The sequence below is a fragment of the Halobacillus sp. AWH4_228 genome, assembly GCF_056158365.1.
Genome location: NZ_JBSWTE010000001.1, coordinates 299,484 through 321,935, shown reverse-complemented (window position 1 = coordinate 321,935; position 22,452 = coordinate 299,484). Strand labels below are relative to the sequence as shown.

Sequence of the window (22,452 nt, the reverse complement as noted above, 5' to 3'; positions counted from 1 at the left end):
TGAAACGCTTCCACGTGCGATACTCTTTTTTATGGTTATACATTAAAGAAAGAAAGGACATTAAAAAAGTGGAACAGTTGACGCAACTTTTTAAAGATATAAACAGTGTTCTCTGGGGACCTGTCATGCTCGTCTTCCTTCTCGGAACCGGTGTATGGCTCACCTTCCAGCTCCGCTTCATCCAGGTGCGCTTCCTTGGTAAAGGCTTCAAGATTACCTTCGCACCGCTTTTCAAAAAGGAAAAACAGGAAGGCATCCATTCATTCAAAGCGCTCGCCACATCGATTTCTGCGCAGGTCGGAACCGGAAACCTGGCTGGTGTCGCCACAGCGATCGCTGCCGGTGGACCCGGTGCGATTTTCTGGATGTGGATCAGCTCGTTCTTCGGCATGGCGACGATTTTTGCCGAAGCGGTCCTCGCCCAGCTCTATAAGGTAAAGAAAAATGGATCCGTCCACGGTGGTCCGGCCTATTACATCCGTGACGGTCTTGGCAGCAAATGGCTGGCCGGATTTTTCGCTGTAGCCATCATCATTGCGCTCGGCTTTGTCGGAAACATGGTGCAGTCCAACGCGATCGCTACAGCGATGAATCAGGCGCTGGATGCCTCCTCGTTCGGTCTCAATCTCGGTCTTGGTATTGTGATTGCTATTTTAATCGGTCTTATTTTATTCGGCGGGATTGACCGGATTTCCACCTTTGCCGGAAATGTCGTACCCGTCATGGCGCTGTTGTACATCGGCGGAAGCCTCGTCATTATGGTGCAGTACTGGGATCAGGTGCTGCCGACGCTGCAGCTGATCGTGCAGGCTGCGATTAGTCCGGAAGCCGCCGGCGGTGGTGTGCTCGGTGCAACGGTGAAAGAAGCGATCCGGTACGGCATTGCCCGCGGCTTGTTCTCGAACGAAGCGGGTATGGGTTCCACCCCGCACGCCCATGCCGTCGCTCAAGTGAAGCGCCCGTCCCACCAGGGGCTTGTCGCCATGGTCGGTGTTTTCATCGATACCGTGATCATTTGTACGATGACCGCCCTCGTCGTACTCGTAACCGATGCCCATAAAACAGGGCTTGAAGGAAGTGCGATTACGCAGGAAGGGTTCGCCCGCGGACTCGGTGAATTCGGTATTCCGTTTATCGCGATCTGCCTCTTGTTCTTCGCCTTTACGACGATCCTCGGCTGGGCGTTCTTCGGAGAGGTGAACGTGAAGTTCCTGTTCGGGGAAAAAGCCGTACCGGCATACCGTGCGTTCGTGCTGCTGTTTATCGTCACAGGAGCCGTCGTCCAGGTGGAATTCGTCTGGCAGATGGCCGATACGTTCAATGCATTGATGGTGGTTCCTAACTTGATCGCTGTCCTTGCCTTAACGAAAATCATCAAAAAGACGTGGAACAGCGACCGTCTTCACTCCTGAAACAGAAAAAAGCCAGCCTGATGCCGGGCTGGCTTTTTTTCTATCCTCAGTGCGTTTGCTTTTTTCTTCCGGAACGCATGTGATAAAATGATTCTGATTTGGCTGGATCCTTTCGTGTGCTGTTTTTTGGTCGAAACTCGTATACGAAAAGGGGTCCTTCCAAGTCACCTTCACATGAATAACGCTCCATTGTATATCCCTCTTTCTATAACCGCTTTCAGTTAAGCTTTTCTTTCTTCCAGTGTAGAATAGGCTGCAGATGATTGATCCTCCGCTTTGCTTGTCCAATGTTCTTCAATTTCCTCGAGTGTTTTTCCTTTCGTTTCCGGAACGAGCTTCCAGACGAATAGGAAGGAAAGGACACACATCACGCCGTAGAAACCGTAGGCGACGCCTGCACCGATTTCAAGCAGCGACGGGAATGTGGATGAAATCAACAAGTTACTTCCCCAGTTCGCTACAACGGTAATCGCCATGACCTGTCCGCGAATCTTGTTCGGGAACAATTCCGATGCCAGCACCCAGACGAGCGGTCCGAAGGAAAGGTTATAAAAAGCGACGTACAGCAGAATGAACAATAATGCGCCAAGTCCAAGTGAATCAGCGAAGGACAGGGCGGATATCCCGAACATCCCCACACCCATACCGACCGATCCGATCAGCAGGAGCGGTTTTCTTCCGACTTTTTCAACAAGCAGCAGCGCAATCAATACGAAAATGAAGTTGACGACACCAATCAGAACGGTCTGCATCATCGATCCGTCTGCCGATGCTCCCATGTTGGCGAAAATACGCGGCGCGTAGTACAGGATAACGTTGATACCGACGAACTGCTGGGCAGCAGCCAGTAAAATTCCGACGATGACGACAAGCTTGCCGTAGGAAAAGACGCGTGCTTTCTTCGTGCCTTCCTTCTGAACGGTTTCTTTGATCTCATCGAAGATCGCTTTCGCCTTTTCTTTCGAGCCGTTGACCTTCGTTAAAATATCCATCGCTTTTTCGTCTTTGTTTTTCAAGATTAAGTAGCGCGGTGTTTCCGGTACTAAGAATAACAATCCGAAAAATAACAGCGCAGGGATGGCTTCAGAAGCGAACATATAGCGCCAGCCGATATCATGGATCCACGCGGTACTCTGTCCGGCAGCAATCCGCCAGTTGATGATATAGACGACGAGCATACCGAAAATGATGGCCAGGTTGTTCAGTGTCACCAGCTTGCCGCGGATCTTGGCCGGTGATGTTTCACTGATGTAAAGCGGTCCAAGACCGGAGGCCAGTCCGACACCAATCCCGCCGATAATGCGGTACAGGTTAAACATAATGAAAAGTCCGATGGATGGATCGCCTTTCGTGAAAAATAAAAATTCAGGATACGCCGAAAGCAGAGCGGACAAAAAGAACAGGACAGCGGCTGTAATGAGGGAATTCCTCCGTCCGATGCGGTTGGAAAGCACTCCGCTGATCAGTCCGCCGATGATACATCCGAATAAGGCACTGGAGACCGTCAATCCCTGGAACAAGCTGTTCAGGCCTAGACTGTCGATGAAATACACCTCAAGCGACTGCTCCGCACCCGAAATGACAGCCGTATCATATCCGAACAACAACCCGCCTAAAGCAGCGACGACAGATAAAAAGATCATATACTTCAAATGCTTTGTCATAATTACGTGAACCCCACCTTTATACGTAATGTGATATAGACAGCGCTTTCAAATTTCAAGTGGCTGTCAGCCTTTGACCTCTGCGCCTTCCCACTGCTTCAATTTCTTAAGTGACGTCTCGTAATAGCCGGTGACCACATCCAGATAATCAGCGCCTTTGACCGGTGTGAACGGATCCGGTCCTGCAGCGGTCATTTCCATGATGATCGGTCCTTGATAGCCGATGTCATCGAGTGCCTGAACCTGCTCTGCCAGATCGGCGCTGCCGTTTCCGACAGCCTGTCTGTTCGAGTCGGCGATGTGATAGACACCAAGCTGGCGACCGGCTGCCTTCAACGCCTCGGCCGGGTTCTTTTCTTCAATATTCATATGGTAAGCATCAAGCAGCACCTTCAAATAGGAGCTCCCCACCGATTCAATCAGTTCCAGGGCTTCTTTTCCTGTAACGACCTGGTGGTTTTCATACCGGTTCAAGACTTCAAACACCACTTCCATGTTGTGGTCTTCCGCTTTTTTCATAATTTCAGAGGTGCTTTCTACAAGAAGCTGCCAGTCCTTCTCTTCGTCGCCGCTGCCGCGGACTTTCCCGACGTCACCATGCAGGCAGATTCTGTCCGCACCGAGCTCATCGGCCCAGCTGATCAGATCCAGGAAGTATTGGACCGCTTCCTTTCTCACTTGATCTTCGGCACTGGATATATCGACATTGTCCGGGGTGATGGATAAAATTTTAAGCCCGTACTGGTCGAGAACACCCTTCAGCTCTTTCGGGTTCCGGGAGACATCCCCCTGTACTTCCACGCCGTCCACCCCTATGTCAGCAGCAAGGCGGCACTTCTTATCAAAATCGATCTCTCCAAACGTCCATAAACACAAGCCGTAATCTCGATTCATTGGATTCCTCCGTTCTATAGTTCCCGTCTGTTCTATGTAAGACGGGCGGTTGATTCCCGTTCGATCAGCGACGGGGTGAGTACCAGCCGCTGTACGATTTTTTCTTCCTGCTCCTTCTTATTAAGGAGCTCTTCGACGAACAGCTCAATCGCTTTTTCCCCCATTTTCTGAGCCGGCTGGCCGATCGTCGTCAGCTGCGGATCGGTAACCTGGGCAAGGATGCTGTTATCAAACCCGATGACGGATAAATCCTCCGGCACCTTCAGCCCTTTTTCCTTGGCTGCCTGCAGAACGCCGACGGCCAGAATCTCGGTGGATGCAAAAATGGCTGTAGGAGCGCTTTCCTGTGACAGCAGATCAAGCGCCGCTTGTTTACTTTCGGCAAGCGAATGGGGAGCATAGCGTGTGAACGCTTCCGTCATAGGCACGCCGCAGGCCTGGAGGGCTTCTTTCAATCCATAAAAACGCTGTTTGATGGACGGTACATCTACATCCTCCATCAAGGCCGCCACCTGTTTGTGTCCAAGTTCAGCCAAGTGAGTTCCTGCATCATAGCCGCCCTGAAAATCATCCACCATCACCGAATGCGCTGGAAACTTAGGGACGTCCCTCGTCAGCAGTACAACAGGAACTTCACTTTTCTTCAGCTTGTTCAGCGCACGGCTGTTTTTCAAGCCGGTGGCGATAATCATGCCGTCGAGGTATTTTTGCTGCAGCATCGTGATATATTCCTCTTCCTTATCCGGATCGTTGTCTGTACTGCAGATCATGACGTTGAAGCCTTTCTTCCGGCCGCTGTCCTCCACGGCTCTCGTCACTTCCGCCATGAACGGATTGGAGATATCCGGGATGAGGACACCGATCGTCTTCATTGCTTTTTGGACAGAAAGGACGACACTCGGCTTATAATCGAGCGCCTTGATGGCGTCGTATACCCGCTGTTTCGTTTTTTCGTTAATGTTTCCTTTTTCATTCAACACCTTGGATACGGTGGAAATCGATACGCTGGCTTTTTCTGCTACATCATAAATGGTGACTTTCATTATTTGCTGCCCCTTTCTCTCTGCTGCCTGAGTGAGGGCAGCTTATGGTTAAACGAGTGCTGGTTTTGGTATTTGAACAGGCTGATTCGTCTGGACGGATTCAATACAGGCAAGCGCAATCTTCAGTGCCCATCTGGCATCTTCAGCTGTCGCATAGGAAGGATGCTTGTGTACGACACCGTCGACGAAGGCCCGCAGCTCTTCTACATACGCCTCGAACAATAAATGCTGGTCATAACGGCTTGTATCATAGCTGACTCCGTCCTTATTATAACGTGTCATACTGGATTCGCGGATGCCTCCGGCTGTAATCATCCCGTCAGATCCGAAAACTTCGGCTCTGACGTCATATCCATACACAGCCTGGAAGCTTGCTTCTGCTGTTGCAATGGCGCCGTTATCAAACTTGATCGTCGCTACGGCTGTATCCAGCAGGCCGCTTTCCTTAAGGTCAGGACGGACAAGCGCATCAGCGGCCACATAGACTTCCACCGGCTGCGCGCCCGGGTTCAAGTAGCGGAGGGCGTCAAAATCGTGGATGAGCGTCTCCAGGAAAATCGTCCACTGCGGCTTCGACTCTGCTCCCTGAAGCTCCGGATCCCTCGTATTCGATTTCAGCAGCTGTGGTATGCCAATGCGTCCTTCGGCAATCTCACGATGGGCAGCGCGGAACCCTTTTTCAAAACGACGGTTGAAACCAACTTGAAGGAATGTTTGATGCTCATCCGCCGCCTGTACGATTTCATCTGCTTCTTCCATGGTAATCGCCATCGGTTTCTCACAGAAAACCGCTTTCCCGTGCCGGATGGCAGCAAGAACATTCGCAGCATGCGTTTTTGCCGGAGACACGATGACAACAGCCTCTACTTCAGGGTCCTTGATCAATTCCAAAGGATCGGTGTACACCTTCGCTGTTGTATTCAGCGTGTGGACAAGCTGCTCTGCTGCGTTGGGTACCGGATCTGCAACCGCATACAATTGTGCGCCGGGTAAACGCTGGGCTATGGTTTCTCCGTGAAAGGCCCCCATTCTTCCTGCTCCGATCAATCCAATGTTCAATGTATTCAAAACAAACGCCTCCTAGATAAATGAAATTTAGGAAAGAACTTTCCTTAACTTGGATTGTAAACCTTTTCATAAAGCTAGTCAAACAGAATTTTAAATTGTTTGAAAACTAAAAGTTTTATTAAAGAGCAAGAAGATTCGTTTAAATCAAGGGATAAACAACAACACAAGACGGAATATGTTTGATGAGGAAAGTTCTTTCCTTTTTTATGTGAATGTTTCCTAAGACATCGTTCATCACCCCTCCACATAAAACGACAAACCCGTGTCCTGTGACCAAGGATTTGTCGTTTCTTTGTAAAAATCGTTAAGAATGCAGGAATTCCCTTCTTACGCTCCGTATAACTGGTAGAGTAGAGAGGAGTGAAAACCATGTCTTTATTTTCAATCATACTCATGCTTCATATTGCCGCAGGGTTTACCGCGCTCACCGTATTCTGGATTCCCCTCGTCACGAAAAAAGGCGGCCGTGCGCACCGCAAAATCGGCTGGGTATACGTCTGGGCCATGTATACAGTCGCGGGCAGTGCGCTGTTCATGGGGTTGTACCGCCTGTTTATCGATCAGGAAAGATCATCAGCCGAACAGGCTTTTTCCTTTTTTCTTTTGTTTATCGCCGTCTTGAGTGCAGCGACAGCCTGGATGGGCATCCGTGTACTCCGCTTCAAACGCCGGACAGACGCTCACCGCAACCCTTATGATTTGGGGATATCCGGTCTGCTCGTCATCATGTCCCTCGTTACTATGGTGGTCGGCTGGATCGATGATTTTGCCCTGCTGAAATTTTTCCCGATCCTGGGCCTCGTGCTCGGATGTGGTCAGCTTTCCTATTGGCTCACCCCTCCCAAAACAAAAATGCACTGGTATTTTGAGCATTACGGAAACTTGATCGGCTGCTCAATCGCCACCATTACGGCTTTTGTCGTTTTTGGTGCTCCAAGATTATTGAATATCTCAAGTGTGAGCATCTGGCTCTGGTTTCTGCCGGCGGCAGTCCTGACACCTCTGATTTACAGCTTCAATTTCTATTACCGCAGGAAATTCAATCTCCCAAGAGTTAAAAAGTCAGCCTCTTAAACAGGTACTCACGAATGACGTTAGCATTAGACATTTTTTTCACAGAACCGATGGAGAGAACGTTTGAAATTCATACACATGTGGAAAACAGCCACTAACGAAAGCAGTTACCCACAATTGTCCACAGACTTATGCACAAACCTTGTTAATTTTCTGATATTCACAGGCTCTCCTTAGATATAAACAGGTTATACACATATTTCATCCACATATTCACATGGTTGATGGCTATATGGTATCGGAATATATGTTCCCTACCATATATGACAGTTATCCAGAACTCTATACACAGGCTGTGGATAATCATATGTTGAACAAAAGAGAAGAATGTCGATTCCTGACCATAATAAGAGTACCTCCACAACGAAGGTACTCTTTTTCATGATTTATTCCTGTGAGCCGAGGGTAATGGATGTTGTCTGCTGCTGTCCATCGCGGTAGTAGGTGATTTCCATCTCTTCGCCAGGATTTTTCTCATTGTACAAATACTTTCTGAGGTCAATGATATCCTCAACTGGTTCGCCATCAAGAGCGGTAATGACATCAAGTGGCTCCAGTCCGGCTTTTGCGGCTGGTGACATCTGCCGGATGCTGCGGATGTAAAGGCCGCCTTCCACGTCCTCAGGAAGGTTCAACGTATTTCCCCATTCGGATGTCGGCACTTCATTCAGGCCATAGGCTTCAATGCCGATATAAGGGCGGTCGACCTGCCCTTTCTGCTCCAGCTCATCGATGATCGGCTTGGCTGAATCGATCGGAATGGCAAAACCGATCCCTTCTACAGAGGACTGGGCAATTTTCATCGAGTTGATTCCGATCAGCTGTCCTTCGATATTGATCAACGCCCCTCCACTGTTTCCGGGGTTGATGGCGGCGTCGGTCTGTATGACTTCCGCCTGCCAGTCTTCCAGGCCGTCTCCGTTAAAATCCTGCGGAATGGCCCGTTCTTTTCCGCTGATGATGCCCTGCGTGACGGATCCGGCGAAACTCAAGCCGAGCGGGTTCCCGATAGCAATGGCCGGTTCACCGACTTTCAGATCTTCAGAACTGCCAAGCTCAGCCACCTGTTCGACCTGATCCCCCGGCATTTTCAATACTGCGAGATCGGTGAAGACATCGCCGCCGATCAATTCGGCTGTGATCCTTGTTTCATCGGCGAGAACGACTTCGATTTCACTGGCGCCTTCAATAACATGGTTGTTCGTTACCACATAAGCGGTCCCGTCTTCCTTTTTATAAATGACACCGGAACCAACGCCTGCCTGCTGGGAGGAATCCTCAGCGCCTTCCTGCCAGAAATTCTCCCTCGTCTGCAGATTGACGACGCCGACAACCGTCGGTGTGACCTGTTCGACGACATCGGTAATCTGTGTCGTTACATCCACAGATACACTCTTCGTATCGCCGGTCAGTCCTTGATTGTCATCCACAAGGCCGCTTTCATCCTCCGGAATCGTCATATCGTATGGAAGCAGCTCGGTCTGGACGAGTGCCGGGAGAGCAAGCAGAACGAGCACAGCGCCTAAGACCCCTCCGACGATGGTCGGCATGACCCAGCGCCTGCGGGTTCTTTTCTGCTGTGTCTGGGGTGAATGGTCATCGTAATAACCCACTCCGCTTCACCTTACCTTTCCTTCGTTCCTATGAACTTCAATAGGTATTGTTCCCTTATGTTTAACTAAATCAAACCTTTTAAACCTCAAAAATCGGTGTGGCTTCAGCGGGATCAGTATCATACAGCGCTACTTTCGTGCCCAGCTCGAAACCACGCTCCTCAAGAATGTTGGAGACGGACATCCGGGCTAAGTCCTTCATATTGTTATCCAGACTCAGGTGGGCCAGGTAGATCCGCTTCGTCTGATCGGTGATGATATCCGTCAAGGCAAGCGCGGCATCTTCATTGGAAACGTGCCCGGAATCGCCGAGGATCCGCCGTTTCACATTCCAAGGATACCGTCCCATCCGAAGCATGCTGACATCATGATTGGATTCAAACACATAGGCGTCGGCGCCTTCCACTGTCTTTTTGATGCGCTCCGACACGTAGCCGAGGTCGGTGACCAGCGCCACTTTTTTCCCGTCCTGATGGAACGTATAAAACATCGGATCCGCCGCATCATGGGATACCGCGAAGCTTTCCACATCGATGCCCCCGAATGTCTGCACTTCCTCCATTCCGAAAAGGAACTTCTGGTCCAGAGACAGCTTGCCGATCTGCCCTTCCATCGCCTGCCACGTCTTCTCGTTGGCATAAACAGGCAGGTTGTAGCGGCGCGCCATGATGCCGAGCCCCTTAATATGATCACTGTGCTCGTGCGTGACGAGGATCCGCGACAGCGATGCGGGGTCGATGTCCACCTGCTCCATCAACCCTTCCATTTTTTTGCCGCTCAAGCCGGCGTCCACCAAAATCCGTTCGTCCCCTGATTCAATAAAAAACGCGTTCCCCGTACTGCCTGAAGCCAGTACACTAAAGCGTAAGGTCATGATGTAAGACACTCCATTTAATTGTTTTCACTTTCTTCGTTCTCCTCTGTCGTACTTTCTAATGGATTTTCCTGCAGATTGTACGTTTGTAACTCTTCTTCGATAAATTCTCCTTCTTCGACATCAATGACGCCGCCTGACAAAGCATAGACAAAGTGGCTGCGTTCTCCATTGACGGTCACTTTCCAGGCAGGGGCAAAGACCTGCTCCCCTTTTTCCTCACTCGGTTCAACAAAAATTTCTGTGTAATACCCGATGCTCATCGAGGTCACTTCGTCTCCGCTCTTCAGCATCCCCTGGTTACGGAGATTTCTCATTGCACTGAGGGGCGCTATAACCGCCCCGTCCTGTTCGGAATCAATGATCATTTCCCCTTCATTGAACGCAAGCATCGTCGCTACATAACCGGTAATCTCCCCGTCCTCAATCGAGACGAGCAGGGATCCGCTGTTATTGAAGTAGATCGTCCGGTCGTTGGCTTTCTGGAAAAACAGCGCTGCTCCTTTTTCTTCATTCCATCCCCAGAACGAATACTGGGAATAGAACGGCACGAGCGCCCGGACTTTTTCGATCAAATTATCCTTTGTGACAGGAACCGGCTCGTCCAGTTCGACTTTCAGTACTCGGTTTTCATTCAGCACTTCGACGGTCTGGTTTTCTTCGTCCATATCTTCGATCTGTCCAAGAATTTCATCAGAGAACGTGCTGCCTGAGGACTTGATCGTCGACACTTCTCCCGGCTCCTGCGGGTTCGCGTCATCGGCGATCGTTATGCCATCTTCTTCAAGCTCGGTTTCAATATTTTCTTCAGCTGTTGAAATCTGTCCCAGAACATCCTGCGACTGTTTGGTGATAAACTGCTGCAAGAGGAAAAGGTCGAGAATCAAGAAGCTGAGGATGAACAACAATTTTATCTGGCCCCACTGCATTCGTTATCCCGCCTTCCTCTTAAGGTGCCGCGTCGCCATTCGGCATCGGCTCTTCCTTGAATAATGGTGCCCAGCTTTCGGATTCCGTTTCGATATACCATTCCGGTATCAAGTTGTACGCCAGATTGTTCGTCTGCTCTTCCAACGTGTAGCGAATCCCGATATTTTTGATGCTGTTGAAGTCATACGTGTTGGAATTCTGTACTTGATTAATGACTTCATCGACAGACTGCAGTTCAGCCATGGAATCTGTTTCATACGGCGTCCGTACGAACTTGATCAGCGGCCGGTCGTAGCTTTGGATGTCACTATCCTCATACGTCATGGATATCTGCGCGAACCCTTCTGTAGCCTCGTCTTCCATGACCGGGAATTCATTGAAATACATCCTGTATTTCAGTTCATCCAGCCCGGTGGATAAGGATTCGATCCTGAATTCATTTGTCCAGCCAAGATGACTGTTGATGTCCTGCACACTTTTCGTCAGCAGGTCATATTCGGTCATCCCGGATTCATTGATACTCTTCGTTGTTAAAAATAGAAACTCCATCAGCCGGTCATCCATTTTCTGATCCAGCCTCCGGTCATTCGTTTTCGTCCGTTTGATTCCTTCTCCCGCCTCATAGAAGATGGTGCTGGATGGCGAAGGGAACAAATCATTCTGCAGCGGTGTGACCGGCACAGCCGTCGTCTGCAGGACGACCTGAGGCACAGAAATATCATCCTTCGGCAGATAGATATGATTGGCGCCGGTATTCGCGGCGTCGACGGCCGGCATTTCATCGGCAAGACGGACAATTTCCGTCAGGTCGTTCCGATCTTCGAACGCCTTCAGTGCTTTGTCCCCTGCACTCGCATTGACACTTGCCTTCAAGGTGACTTCATCCCCCTGGCTGCCGGCCTGGACGAACCAAAGCTCATAAGTAGAGGAAGAGCGTTCCTCATTTTGGATAAGGAATACCCGTTCAAAATTCTTATTGATATTATCAAGAATGACATTGTTGTTGACGGTAAACAGGTCTTTGATCACTTTTAACGGAAGAGAGGTCGGAAAAATGACTTCTACGCCTTTTTCGATCGTATTCAGATCGATTTCACCGGGTGTTGTATCAAAATTGGATAACGACCATTTTTTGAATTGGTCATTAAAGCTCGTCTTTCCATTCGGTTCAGGAAATGTGAAGTGTCCTTCATTTTCATGATAGACGACCAGTTCAGGAATCAATAACTCGGAAAGATCCTTTTCGGTGCCGAGGCCTTCCAGCTTGTTGTCGGCTGTGCTTCCACCCTCTTCCAACGTTTCCGAAGCCGGCTGGTAACTCCAGAGGGCGACGGTCAACACGAGACTGAAGGCAATCAGAATAACGAGAATGATTGACTTCAACGTTTCTCTATTCATGATTTATCCCTCCGCTTCTGACTCATGAGCGGGAGAGTAAAGTAAACGGTTGTTCCTTTCCCTTCACGGCTTTCCGCCCATATTTTCCCGTGGTGGGCATCAATTATTTCCCGGGCAATTGCAAGACCAAGACCAGTACCGCCCATTTCCCGGGCCCTTGATTTATCTACACGGTAAAAGCGGTCGAAGATTTTATCGACCGTATCCGGAGGCATCCCGATGCCTTCATCGGTAATGCTGACACGCAGCTGTTTCCGCGTTGAAGAGGCTTCAAAGGTAATCCGCCCGCCTTCCGGGGAATACTTGATGGCGTTGGAAATCACATTATCCAGCACCTGGGTGATTTTATCCTTATCGATCCATACATGCATCTTTTTCTTCGTCAGGCTGCGGACGAAGTTCACTTTATCATCCTTGTTCATTTCAAAGCGCTCGATAATGCTTTCATAGAAGCTGACGAATTCCACCCGTTCTTTCATAAGGGTCGTTTCTTTATGATCCATTTTCGTCAGCTGGAGCAGATCGTTGACGAGCCGGATCATCCGGTCCGTTTCATTCTGGGTGACATCAAGGAAGCGCGGAGCGATCTCCGGATCCTGCCATGCTCCATCGTTCAGTGCTTCGATGTAGCTGCGCATCGTCGTCAATGGTGTGCGGAGTTCGTGGGAAACATTGGAAACGAATTCGCGGCGCTCCTGCTCGACGCGCTGCTGCTCGGTAACATCACTGATTACCGTGATGAATCCGTCCATTTCATTGTTTTCATCCTCCACCACCGAGAAATTCGCTTTCAATAACAGGTGATCATCGTCGTTGCTCAAATCGATAATCATCGAGTTGGTTTCTTCGACTTCGTCCATTTCTTCAATCTGGTCGCTCAAATCGAGCACATCGATGAGCGACTGCCCCTGGATATCCTCAAAGCGCTGGCCGACCAACTTGGAAGCCGGCGCGTTCATTAAAATTATCGCGCCCAGCCGGTCCGTGGCAATCACGCCGTCCGACATGTTGGAAAGCACGGAACTCAGCTTCCGCCGCTCTCCTTCGGTAGTCGCCTGAGCCAGCTTCAATTTATCATTCATATCGTTGAACGCATGCCCCAGTTCGCCGATTTCATCATTTCCCCGGACATTGACCTTCTGGGAAAAGTCACCCGTCGCCATAATCTGGGCCTGACGCTTCATTTCCGTCAGCGGCTTCGTAATGGTCCGGGCCACCAAAATCCCGAGCAGAGCCGTTACGACGATGGCTAAGACCGTCCCTTTGGCAAAAATACTGCTGATCTCCTGCATCTGTGTCGAGATTTCATCCCCGTAGATTTCATAATGGAGAAGACCGAGGACTTCCTCGCCCGTTTCATCGGTGATCGGGCGCGTGCCTACATACACGCGGTCATTGCTGCCCTCTTCCCGCTTGAACTTCGGTTCGGTCGCCTCACCGATAACCAGCACGTTAGTCAGCTGGTAATCCGTGACCTTTTTTCCGATATCCGATGAATCATCCCGGTTGCCGACCGAGGCGATGATGTTGGAGTTGCTGTTCAAAATCTGCAGTTTGCGGGGATTGATGCTCTGCGTTTCTTCTATAAAGTCACTGATCAGCCCCTGCACTTCATCCTCCAGTGTCGGGCTGTCTTCGTCCCGTTCGGCGTTAAACGCATTCTGCAGGCTGAAAGTCAGAGAATTCAGCTGGTTATCGATGGAACTGGTGAAATTGCTTGTCAGCTGATTATCAAGCTGACCAACAAAATAGGCCCCAATCACTTGGATGCCTAATAATAAAAGCAGTATATAAACAACAATCAGCTTCAGCCGGACCGACTGAAAGAAACCCACTTTCTTCATAAAGTCAGTCCTGCTCTGGATTTCTCAAATAGTAGCCGACCCCTCGTCGTGTCACGATCCACATCGGGTTACTCGGGTTCTCCTCAATTTTTTCACGGAGACGGCGGACGGTCACATCAACGGTACGGACATCACCGTAGTAATCGTAGCCCCATACGGTTTCAAGCAGGTGTTCACGCGTCATCACCTGTCCGATATGGCGGGCTAAGTAGTGAAGCAGCTCGAATTCACGATGGGTAAGCTCGATATATGTCCCATCACGCGTCACCGTATAAGCATCCGGATGGATCGCCAGGCGGCCGATTTCAATATCCTTCGTCTGCTGGGAGGAATCCTCGGGCTCCTGCTGCTGGCGGCGCAGGTTCGCTTTGACACGGGCAATCAGTTCACGGTTGCTGAACGGTTTCGTTACATAATCGTCCGCACCCATTTCCAGTCCGAGCACTTTATCAATTTCAGCGTCTTTAGCCGTCAGCATGATGATCGGCATATTGTGGCGCTTACGCACTTCCCGGCACACTTCATTGCCATCTTTATTCGGAAGCATAATATCAAGCAGAATCAGTTCGGGCTCTTCCTCATCCGCTTTAGCGATCGCTTCGTCCCCATCATAGGCACACACGACTTCATAGCCTTCCTTCTCAAGGTTGAACTTCAATATATCAGCAATTGGTTTTTCATCGTCTACAACTAAGATCTTTTGAGCCATCTTGTCTCATCCCTTTCATCGACTTCTGTTCTTTCCCTCATTTTAACTTATTTCCTGCCAAATGTCTTATTTCATCTGAAGACACGATAGGAAATCATCCGTTCATCCTATCTATAGGCCTCCATGATTAGTCATTCCCATGAAAAAAACCGCTATGACTCTGCATAGCGGCTTTTCATTATTGAGATACGTGGGAAAGCGGGTTTTCCAGGCCGCCATCCTTATGCACTTCAAAGTGGAGATGGACACCGGTGGAATGGCCGGTCGTTCCCATATCCCCGATTTTTTCACCCTGCTGAACCGTGTCCCCCACCTGGACATCGATGGAAGACAGGTGGGCATACAACGTCTCATAGCCGTTGCCGTGATTAATGACGACTTTGTTTCCAAAGCTCTCCTGGTAACCGGCTTCGGTCACTTTCCCGTGATCGGCGGCTTTGATGGTCAGATCGGAAACGCCGGCGATATCGATCCCTTTGTGATAACGCCCCCAGCGTTCTCCCTGTTTACTCGTAATGACTCCTCCGACTGCCGGCCACACAAAGTTCCCGGATCCGGTGGATGGCGACGGCTTCGTGCCTTTCAACACGACTTGTGTGACGGGATCCTCTACGACTTCCTCTTCAAGGACTTCTTCCTCTGTGGTCTCGCCGTTTTCCGTCACCGTCTGAATCAAGGTTTCCTTCTTCCCATCCTGTCCTTCTTGATGGATTTCCGTTTCTCCTTCATACAGCGCATCCGTATTCCTGACTTCGACCTTGTGGGCAATCATTTCTGCTTCCCGTTCCTGTTCGGTTACGATCACATCGACCAGCGGTTCGCCGCTGCTCAGCGACACCTGCTCTGACATGTTACCGGTTTGAATGCGGTCCACCGTCTCCTCTACGGTATTGATGGACGAAGGAGCCGCTTGAACAGGGGCATAGTCGATCACACCATTGACGTAGACGTTTTCAAGTTCTGTTGCGCCGGCAGACACGTCCTCTTCCTCCGAGCCGCGCTCGTCATTGACGTATTCCGCTTTTAACGTCTCCATCACTTCCTCTACATCTCCGGCCTCCGGAAGGTAAGCGATGGACTGCCCATTCACTTGGACTTGTACCGCTTCCACCGCGTACGACACGTCCTGTTCCAGGTGGTCAAGCACCTCTCCCTCGTCTGCTTCAACAGAAAAGACGCGCTCCGGCTTGAATGTAATATCTTCAGCCACCGTCAAGTTCCAATCTTCATGCTTCTTTTCCTTCTGTTTTACCAATGCTTCCAGTTCATCCTGGACAACAGCCTTCTCCGTCACGGTACCAATCTCCCGGCCATCCATCTGGACGTGATAAACGGTCTGCATGGACTGCTCTGCATAAACCGTTCCGACTCCGAGTACAGCGATTCCAATTCCCGTGATGACAACCTTCTTCCACATGTTTCCTTCCCCCTGGATTTTTATGTGTATCGATCTATAAAAAAATGTAAAATTCACTTTCATTAATCTATCATAGCCAAACTTTTAATAAAATAGATTTTAAAACTTGTAAAAAAGATATAATTTTCCTGGAAATTTTACGAAATAGATAATAATCTTATATATATTGATATAAATTAGCATCAAAATGAGGATGTGGAAACACGGCTAATCTTTTCCTGTAATTGAACACAAAAAAGCCTGTAGAGGAACATAAAGTTCCTCTACAGGCTTTTTAAAGAAGTGGCTCGGGACGGAATCGAACCGCCGACACACGGATTTTCAGTCCGTTGCTCTACCGACTGAGCTACCGAGCCCTAGGAAGATGAAATTTTTCAAAACCGATGAAGCTCCTGCAATTACCGAGCTTTCGACTTCTTCTTTCCATTACTGAATCACATTACGTGTGAATTCGACTACACAGAATGATATAATGAAAATGGCGGTCCGGACGGGACTCGAACCCGCGACCTCCTGCGTGACAGGCAGGCATTCTAACCAACTGAACTACCGGACCAATACGGCTCGTTCACCGCAACGATATCTATCGTACCACACGGTCAAAGGGGAAGCAATAGTAAATTTCATAGAATGTAAGATATTCTTCAGTCCTTTGTCTGAACAGCTGCCATTATACATAGAAAGGAGGATCTCGTTGACGAGGATATGGTTCCGCTATCTGGTTTACGCCCTTATCTTTTTATTGGTATCGTTCATTGCCTATCTGAAGCTGAATCCGCCGCTTGAGCACGGATCGATTGGATCGACAGAGGACAAACAGTCGGTCATTGTTGCTTTAGGAAACAAAAGCATGCTGGGAAGTATCCACATTACGGATGTTTCCATTAATGATGATGAAGCTCCTTCCCACGTGAATGTTCAGATCAGCGACACAGAACAAGGTTTCACCCTTACGGATACACATGCGCTCCTCGGGGAGAACCAACGCACGCAGGATTTCGCCTCATTCTCACTAGGACCCGATACCTCTCCTCTTGCTGCTAAAACCGTTGCCGCTGCCACTGATCCAGCCCCTGCCACCATCTATGGCCTGAGCATTGCCGAAGAAACAACCATCAGCAAAATTAAAGTGACATACCGGTACTTCGGGTTGATCTTTTCAAAAACGATTCACGTATAAGAAGGAACCGGACCTCAGCGAAGGCCCGGTTTTTCTTTTGCTTCCATTTCATCCAAAAGCTGGTGCGGATCCGAAGAGGCTGCCATCAAGTCCTGGTGCTCCTCTTTCACGAATCCGGCCTGGACACTGTGTTCCACGAGCTTCATCACGGGGGTATAGTATCCTTCAATGTTGAAGAGGGCGACAGGCTTTTGATGAATGCCGATTTGTGCCCAGCTGACCGTTTCAAACAATTCCTCAAGCGTGCCGAAGCCGCCGGGAAGAGCGATGAATCCATCGGCCAGTTCACTCATTTTCGTTTTTCGCTCATGGAGAGTGTCCACTTCAATCATTTTCGTAATATCCGGGTGGGGAACTTCTTTATCAAAAAGATGCGTCGGCATGACGCCTGTAACGGACCCGCCATGTGCAAGGACTTCATCAGCCACAGCGCCCATCAGACCGCTCCGGGCTCCTCCGTAGACGAGTTCAATCCCACGGGAAGCGAGGGCCTGTCCGAGAATTTTTGTCTGTTCAGCGAAGACCGGGCTGCTTCCGGCACTTGACCCGGCAAAAATACAAATGCGTTTCACATGAAACACTCCTTTCCTTTATCGTTATCCTATACAAAAACACCTGACTGATAACAGCCAGGTGCTCGTTGATTATTCGCTGTACACACTGCGGACGACGTTCGTTTGGGAACGGTCAGGACCGACAGAGAAGACAGAAAGCGGAATTCCTGTCAGCTGTGACACACGTTCGATGTAATGGCGTGCATTGGCCGGCAGTTCGCTCAGGTTTTTCACACCCGTGATGTCTTCCGTCCAGCCCGGCATTTCTTCATAGACCGGTTCACATTCAGCGAGAACTTTCAAGCTGGCCGGGAACTCCTCGATGATTTCACCTTTGTACTTATAGGCCGTACAAATCTTCAGCGTTTCGATGCCTGTCAGCACATCAATCGAATTCAGGGAAAGATCCGTGATTCCGCTCACACGGCGGGCGTGGCGGACAACAACACTGTCGAACCAGCCGACACGGCGCGGACGGCCTGTTGTCGTTCCGTATTCACGGCCGACTTCGCGGATTTGGTCGCCGGTTTCGTTTTCAAGCTCCGTCGGGAATGGGCCGTCGCCGACACGCGTCGTATAGGCTTTGGATACACCGACAACGTGCTTGATTTTAGATGGACCGACACCGGAACCGATCGTAACTCCACCGGCAATCGGGTTGGAGGATGTGACGAACGGGTAAGTTCCCTGGTCGATATCGAGCATCACACCCTGGGCGCCTTCGAAAAGGACGCGGCGGCCGTCATCAAGGTTGTCATTCAGGACGACAGACGTATCGCATACATAAGAAGCAATCTTCTGACCATACTCGTAGTATTCATCAAGAATTTCATCCACGGTAAATGGTTCTGTTTCATACACTTTTTCGAACAGACGGTTCTTCTCGGCAAGGTTCTGCTCCAGCTTCTCACGGAAGCTCTCCTTGTCCATGAGATCTGCTATACGGATTCCTGTACGGGCCGCTTTGTCCATATAAGCCGGTCCAATTCCTTTTTTCGTCGTTCCGATCTTATTGGCGCCCTTTTCCTCTTCCTGAAGCGCATCCAGCTTCAAGTGGTAAGGAAGAATGACGTGCGCACGGTTGCTGATCCGCAGGTTGTCTGTGGAAACACCTTTATCGTGAAGGTATTTCAATTCCTCAAGAAGCGCTTTCGGATCAATGACCATGCCATTTCCGAGTACGCAGATTTTATCATCAAAGAAAATCCCTGATGGAATCAGGTGAAGTTTATAAGTTATTCCGTCAAATTTAATCGTGTGTCCCGCATTGTTACCACCTTGGTAACGCGCAACCACTTCGGCATTTTGTGAAAGAAAATCGGTAATTTTGCCTTTACCTTCGTCCCCCCACTGGGTTCCGACTACAACTACTGAAGACATAAGGCACCTCCGCAATGAATTTGGTTATTGGTTTGAATTTCCTTCGTCAGTTTACCAATTCCCGACGTGAAAGTCAACGCTGAATCCGAACATTAATTTCAATAAAATATTTCAATGTTCGATAATAGCCTATATATCAGGCTTTTCTAACAACTTAATAAAACTTATTATCCATTGATTTTGATTATAAAATTACTTATAATCACTTACAAGAGGATAGATATGGAAGGGGTTCTCCCATGTATCAGGAAGAAAGACTGATCGGCGTCATTGAATACTTAAAAAACAACCGCCGCATCACGATTGATCAAATGTGTGAGATGTTCGACATTTCACGAGATACCGCCAGGCGTGACCTGGTGAAGCTGGAAGAGCGCAAAGCCATTGTACGGACGCGGGGCGGGGCCATCCTGCCGAAAACTCATGCGGCTATTCAGGATTATACCCATCGTTTGAAGGCTGTATCCTATGAAAAACAGGAAATCGGCAGAAAAGCAGCTTCGCTGATCCATTCGGGGGATCATATCATTTTAGACACATCCACGACCGTACAGGCCTGCGCCAGTCAGATCTCACCGATGGAGATCAAGGTGATCACCAATTCGATTCACCAGGCGGATATTCTCTCCAATGTCGGTCTCGTCTCCATCCAGCTCCTCGGAGGCTACCTGCAGAAGGAGCACCAGTTCCTTTACGGCGCTTCTGTCATTGAACGCCTGAAAAGCTATCATGTTGATAAAGCCTTCATCGGCGTAGTGGGCATCTCTGAACACGGACTGACCCTCGGACATGAAGAGGACGGGATGGTGAAGAAAAATATGATCAAGCAGGCCGGGGAAGTGATCGTCCTTGCTGATCATACGAAATTCGGGATGACGGAATTCTTTACGTTTGCAGGACTGGAGGATATCGACATGATCATTACCGATCAGGCACCGGAGGAACCTTTCCAGCGTCTATTGAAGGAATGCGGAGTAGAATTGATTGTCACAGAAGAGGAGGAGAAGGATTTATGGACTTGATTGCCATCGATCTCGACGGAACGCTTTTGAACAAGGAAAATTCGATCAGTGACGGAAATGCAGAAGCGCTGAAGAACGCACGGGAAAACGGCGTGGAAATCGTTATTGCGACAGGCCGGGCCTACTTCGATGTCCAGAAGATTTTTTCCAGTCTTCCCCTCCAGCCATGGGTCATCAGTGCAAACGGAGCCGTCATCCATACACCGGACGGCACCTTGTTTGAAGAAAAAGCACTGAATCGGCAGGATGCCGGGGAAGCCTTGGAGTGGCTGGAGCAGGAGGATTATTATTATGAGGTGTTCAGCGGCTCATCGATTTACACGCCGCAGAATGGACGGGAACTCCTTCACGTGGAGATGGACCGCCTCATCAGCGCCAATCCGGAAACTGATCAGCAGAGCTTGAGGCATGCACTGGATAAGCAGTTCAGCCAAAACGGCTTCGCTTTTGTCGAATCTTATGAGGAGATCGTCGAGTCCAAGGACCCGATGTACAACATCCTCGCTTTCACGTTCGACCTGGATAAACTCGAAAAAGGCAGAAACAAGTTCCGTGACCATCCATCGTTCACGATGGTGAGCTCTGCGGAGCATAATTTTGAACTGGAAGACCGAACAGCCTCCAAGGGCAATGCCTTAAGATCCGTAGCGGAGCACCTTGATATTCCGATGCACCGGACAGCGGCCGTCGGAGACAGTCATAACGACCTTTCCATGCTGAAGGCCGCCGGAAGAAGCGCAGCCATGGAAAACGCGGTCCGTGATGTGAAAGAAGCAAGCGATTACATCACGAAATCCAATGATGAGGATGGCGCAGCCTACGCCATCACCCACTACTTTTCTTAAGATCACCCACGACCCAGCGTGACTCTCCGGGAGGCGTGATGGGTGGTGATCATCATACATGGCTTCACAGAAGCTGATAAAAAAGACGCTCCTCCAGATCTCCCCTCTGGATGTGAGCGTCTTTTCGTTTCTTTCTCTTGTCAGGCCGGTGGTATATCGGCATCGGTATAACGGTGGTCAAGGTCGACGAACTTGTTGTACTCCTTCACGAAGGCCAGTTCGACGTTTCCGACCGGGCCGTTACGCTGTTTAGCGATAATGATTTCAATGATGTTCTGGCTTTCGGATTCTTTATCATAATAGTCATCACGATAAAGGAATCCAACGATATCAGCATCCTGCTCAATCGATCCGGATTCACGAAGGTCCGACATCATCGGGCGTTTATCCTGACGGGATTCCACACCACGGGAGAGCTGGGACAGGGCAATCAACGGCACGTTCAGCTCACGGGCCAGACCTTTCAGGGAACGGGAGATTTCAGAAACCTCCTGCTGACGGTTTTCCTTGGAATTTGCGCTTCCCTGGATCAACTGCAGGTAGTCGATCAAAATCATGCCGAGGCCGTGTTCCTGCTTCAGGCGGCGGCATTTGGAGCGGATTTCACTCACGCGCACCCCGGGGGTGTCGTCAATGTAGATGCCGGCGTTGGACAAGCTTCCCATCGCCATCGTCAACTTGTTCCAGTCTTCCGTTTCCAGGCTTCCGGTACGCAGACGCTGGGCATCGATGTTTCCTTCTGCGCAGAGCATACGGGAAACGAGCTGGTCAGCGCCCATCTCCAAACTGAAGATGGCCACGTTCTCATCTGTGTGCACGGCGACGTTCTGGGCGATGTTCAAGGCGAAGGCCGTCTTACCCATCGATGGACGCGCAGCGATAATGATCAAATCATTCCGCTGGAAACCGGAGGTGATGTGATCGAGGTCACGGTAGCCCGTCGGAATACCTGTCGTCGATCCATCGTTCATGTGCAGCTGTTCAATGTTGTCATACACATCGATGAGGACGTCTTTAATGCTTTTGAACGCACTGGAATTTTTCCGCTGGGAGACTTCTAAGATGTCCTTCTCTGCGGAGTTCAGGACATCGTCAATCTCTTCTTCCTCCGAATATCCTGTCGTCACAATGTTCGTAGCGGTTCGGATTAAACTGCGGAGCGTCGATTTTTCACCGACGATGTTCGTATAATAACCGACGTTGGCTGCGGTCGGCACCGAGTTTGCGATATCTGTCAGATAGGAAACCCCGCCGACCTCCTCCAACACCTTATTGTTGGAAAGAGCCGTGGTGACCGTAACCAGGTCGATTGGCTCGCCTCTGTCCGCAAGCGTCAGCATCACCTCGAATATCCGCTGGTGGCTTGCTCGATAAAAATCTTCCGGGAGTAAATTTTCTGCGGCTGTCGACATTGCTTCAGGTTCTAAAAAGATCGCACCGAGCACCGCCTGCTCTGCTTCTATATTATGAGGCGGGGTACGGTCGTTCCACATTTCACTCACTAGCTTTTCCTCCTCTAAATCGTTAACAC

General features: G+C 49.7%; 19 protein-coding genes and 2 tRNA genes. 5 read left to right on the top strand and 16 right to left on the bottom strand.

Annotation, left to right across the window (positions count from 1 at the left end):
• Nucleotides 1-68 precede the first annotated feature (68 nt).
• Nucleotides 69-1,412, top strand: a complete 1,344-nt coding sequence (locus ACXADP_RS01740; RefSeq protein ID WP_474970650.1) for an alanine/glycine:cation symporter family protein — start codon at nucleotides 69-71, stop codon at nucleotides 1,410-1,412.
• A gap of 221 nt (nucleotides 1,413-1,633) precedes the next feature.
• On the opposite strand, the gene xylE is transcribed toward ACXADP_RS01740, so the two are convergent.
• The 4 genes from xylE to ACXADP_RS01720 all read right to left on the bottom strand — a co-directional run bounded on the left by xylE (nucleotide 1,634) and on the right by ACXADP_RS01720 (nucleotide 6,081).
• On the bottom strand, nucleotides 1,634-3,076 hold the full coding sequence (gene xylE / locus ACXADP_RS01735) for a D-xylose transporter XylE (RefSeq protein ID WP_202411455.1): 1,443 nt from the start codon (nucleotides 3,074-3,076) through the stop codon (nucleotides 1,634-1,636).
• A gap of 66 nt (nucleotides 3,077-3,142) precedes the next feature.
• Nucleotides 3,143-3,970 carry a sugar phosphate isomerase/epimerase family protein gene (locus tag ACXADP_RS01730; protein ID WP_474970649.1) on the bottom strand — a complete coding sequence of 276 codons (828 nt, stop codon included), beginning with the start codon at nucleotides 3,968-3,970 and terminating at the stop codon, nucleotides 3,143-3,145.
• Nucleotides 3,971-4,002: 32 nt separating this feature from the next.
• Nucleotides 4,003-5,013, bottom strand: coding sequence for a LacI family DNA-binding transcriptional regulator (locus tag ACXADP_RS01725; protein ID WP_474970112.1), 1,011 nt, complete (start codon nucleotides 5,011-5,013; stop codon nucleotides 4,003-4,005).
• Nucleotides 5,014-5,061: 48 nt separating this feature from the next.
• On the bottom strand, nucleotides 5,062-6,081 hold the full coding sequence (locus tag ACXADP_RS01720) for a Gfo/Idh/MocA family oxidoreductase (protein WP_474970648.1): 1,020 nt from the start codon (nucleotides 6,079-6,081) through the stop codon (nucleotides 5,062-5,064).
• Nucleotides 6,082-6,450: 369 nt separating this feature from the next.
• Here ACXADP_RS01720 and ACXADP_RS01715 point away from each other — a divergent pair, with 369 nt between their 5' ends.
• Nucleotides 6,451-7,155 carry a DUF2306 domain-containing protein gene (locus ACXADP_RS01715; protein ID WP_474970114.1) on the top strand — a complete coding sequence of 235 codons (705 nt, stop codon included), beginning with the start codon at nucleotides 6,451-6,453 and terminating at the stop codon, nucleotides 7,153-7,155.
• A 386-nt stretch (nucleotides 7,156-7,541) separates the two neighbouring features.
• On the opposite strand, the gene ACXADP_RS01710 is transcribed toward ACXADP_RS01715, so the two are convergent.
• The 9 genes from ACXADP_RS01710 to ACXADP_RS01670 form a co-directional block, all read right to left on the bottom strand.
• Complete coding sequence (locus ACXADP_RS01710; RefSeq protein WP_474970647.1) at nucleotides 7,542-8,768, bottom strand: S1C family serine protease; 1,227 nt, start codon at nucleotides 8,766-8,768, stop codon at nucleotides 7,542-7,544.
• A 79-nt stretch (nucleotides 8,769-8,847) separates the two neighbouring features.
• Complete coding sequence (locus ACXADP_RS01705; RefSeq protein ID WP_027955913.1) at nucleotides 8,848-9,642, bottom strand: MBL fold metallo-hydrolase; 795 nt, start codon at nucleotides 9,640-9,642, stop codon at nucleotides 8,848-8,850.
• Between the two features lie 17 nt (nucleotides 9,643-9,659).
• Nucleotides 9,660-10,571, bottom strand: coding sequence for a two-component system regulatory protein YycI (gene yycI / locus ACXADP_RS01700; RefSeq protein ID WP_027955912.1), 912 nt, complete (start codon nucleotides 10,569-10,571; stop codon nucleotides 9,660-9,662).
• A gap of 19 nt (nucleotides 10,572-10,590) precedes the next feature.
• Nucleotides 10,591-11,970, bottom strand: coding sequence for a YycH family regulatory protein (locus ACXADP_RS01695; protein ID WP_474970116.1), 1,380 nt, complete (start codon nucleotides 11,968-11,970; stop codon nucleotides 10,591-10,593).
• The gene (gene walK / locus ACXADP_RS01690) at nucleotides 11,967-13,814 is read right to left on the bottom strand and encodes a cell wall metabolism sensor histidine kinase WalK (RefSeq protein WP_474970117.1); all 1,848 of its coding nucleotides are present in this window, start codon (nucleotides 13,812-13,814) and stop codon (nucleotides 11,967-11,969) included. The genes ACXADP_RS01695 and walK overlap by 4 nt, the downstream gene beginning before the upstream one ends.
• 4 nt (nucleotides 13,815-13,818) lie before the next feature.
• On the bottom strand, nucleotides 13,819-14,523 hold the full coding sequence (gene yycF / locus ACXADP_RS01685) for a response regulator YycF (RefSeq protein WP_027955909.1): 705 nt from the start codon (nucleotides 14,521-14,523) through the stop codon (nucleotides 13,819-13,821).
• Nucleotides 14,524-14,701: 178 nt separating this feature from the next.
• On the bottom strand, nucleotides 14,702-15,940 hold the full coding sequence (locus ACXADP_RS01680; RefSeq protein WP_474970646.1) for a peptidoglycan DD-metalloendopeptidase family protein: 1,239 nt from the start codon (nucleotides 15,938-15,940) through the stop codon (nucleotides 14,702-14,704).
• 283 nt (nucleotides 15,941-16,223) lie between these two features.
• A tRNA-Phe gene (locus tag ACXADP_RS01675) sits at nucleotides 16,224-16,296 on the bottom strand.
• A gap of 123 nt (nucleotides 16,297-16,419) precedes the next feature.
• Nucleotides 16,420-16,496 (bottom strand) — tRNA-Asp (locus ACXADP_RS01670).
• A 138-nt stretch (nucleotides 16,497-16,634) separates the two neighbouring features.
• Between ACXADP_RS01670 and ACXADP_RS01665 the strand changes: the two genes are divergently transcribed.
• Nucleotides 16,635-17,120 carry a hypothetical protein gene (locus ACXADP_RS01665; RefSeq protein ID WP_474970119.1) on the top strand — a complete coding sequence of 162 codons (486 nt, stop codon included), beginning with the start codon at nucleotides 16,635-16,637 and terminating at the stop codon, nucleotides 17,118-17,120.
• Between the two features lie 14 nt (nucleotides 17,121-17,134).
• On the opposite strand, the gene ACXADP_RS01660 is transcribed toward ACXADP_RS01665, so the two are convergent.
• Both ACXADP_RS01660 and ACXADP_RS01655 read right to left on the bottom strand, forming a co-directional pair.
• Entirely contained in the window at nucleotides 17,135-17,692 is a 558-nt protein-coding gene (locus tag ACXADP_RS01660; RefSeq protein WP_474970645.1) for an LOG family protein, read from the bottom strand.
• Between the two features lie 72 nt (nucleotides 17,693-17,764).
• Nucleotides 17,765-19,054 carry an adenylosuccinate synthase gene (locus tag ACXADP_RS01655; protein ID WP_027955905.1) on the bottom strand — a complete coding sequence of 430 codons (1,290 nt, stop codon included), beginning with the start codon at nucleotides 19,052-19,054 and terminating at the stop codon, nucleotides 17,765-17,767.
• 239 nt (nucleotides 19,055-19,293) lie between these two features.
• Here ACXADP_RS01655 and ACXADP_RS01650 point away from each other — a divergent pair, with 239 nt between their 5' ends.
• Nucleotides 19,294-20,076: a DeoR/GlpR family DNA-binding transcription regulator gene (locus ACXADP_RS01650; RefSeq protein ID WP_474970121.1), complete on the top strand. Its 783-nt coding sequence runs from the start codon at nucleotides 19,294-19,296 to the stop codon at nucleotides 20,074-20,076.
• A complete protein-coding gene (locus tag ACXADP_RS01645; RefSeq protein ID WP_474970122.1) occupies nucleotides 20,067-20,921 on the top strand; it encodes a Cof-type HAD-IIB family hydrolase in 855 nt (284 codons plus the stop codon). Before ACXADP_RS01650 ends, ACXADP_RS01645 begins: the two co-directional genes overlap by 10 nt.
• Before the next feature lie 140 nt (nucleotides 20,922-21,061).
• On the opposite strand, the gene dnaB is transcribed toward ACXADP_RS01645, so the two are convergent.
• The gene (gene dnaB / locus ACXADP_RS01640; protein WP_035532384.1) at nucleotides 21,062-22,423 is read right to left on the bottom strand and encodes a replicative DNA helicase; all 1,362 of its coding nucleotides are present in this window, start codon (nucleotides 22,421-22,423) and stop codon (nucleotides 21,062-21,064) included.
• Nucleotides 22,424-22,452 lie beyond the last annotated feature (29 nt).

Coding starts and splice junctions, on each gene's coding strand:
- xylE (WP_202411455.1), bottom strand. CDS start 3,076: ATGACAAAGCATTTGAAGTATATGATCTTTTTATCTGTCGTCGCTGCT.
- ACXADP_RS01730 (WP_474970649.1), bottom strand. CDS start 3,970: ATGAATCGAGATTACGGCTTGTGTTTATGGACGTTTGGAGAGATCGAT.
- ACXADP_RS01725 (WP_474970112.1), bottom strand. CDS start 5,013: ATGAAAGTCACCATTTATGATGTAGCAGAAAAAGCCAGCGTATCGATT.
- ACXADP_RS01715 (WP_474970114.1), top strand. CDS start 6,451: ATGTCTTTATTTTCAATCATACTCATGCTTCATATTGCCGCAGGGTTT.
- ACXADP_RS01705 (WP_027955913.1), bottom strand. CDS start 9,642: ATGACCTTACGCTTTAGTGTACTGGCTTCAGGCAGTACGGGGAACGCG.
- yycI (WP_027955912.1), bottom strand. CDS start 10,571: ATGCAGTGGGGCCAGATAAAATTGTTGTTCATCCTCAGCTTCTTGATT.
- ACXADP_RS01695 (WP_474970116.1), bottom strand. CDS start 11,970: ATGAATAGAGAAACGTTGAAGTCAATCATTCTCGTTATTCTGATTGCC.
- walK (WP_474970117.1), bottom strand. CDS start 13,814: ATGAAGAAAGTGGGTTTCTTTCAGTCGGTCCGGCTGAAGCTGATTGTT.
- yycF (WP_027955909.1), bottom strand. CDS start 14,523: ATGGCTCAAAAGATCTTAGTTGTAGACGATGAAAAACCAATTGCTGAT.
- ACXADP_RS01680 (WP_474970646.1), bottom strand. CDS start 15,940: ATGTGGAAGAAGGTTGTCATCACGGGAATTGGAATCGCTGTACTCGGA.
- ACXADP_RS01655 (WP_027955905.1), bottom strand. CDS start 19,054: ATGTCTTCAGTAGTTGTAGTCGGAACCCAGTGGGGGGACGAAGGTAAA.
- ACXADP_RS01650 (WP_474970121.1), top strand. CDS start 19,294: ATGTATCAGGAAGAAAGACTGATCGGCGTCATTGAATACTTAAAAAAC.
- ACXADP_RS01645 (WP_474970122.1), top strand. CDS start 20,067: ATGGACTTGATTGCCATCGATCTCGACGGAACGCTTTTGAACAAGGAA.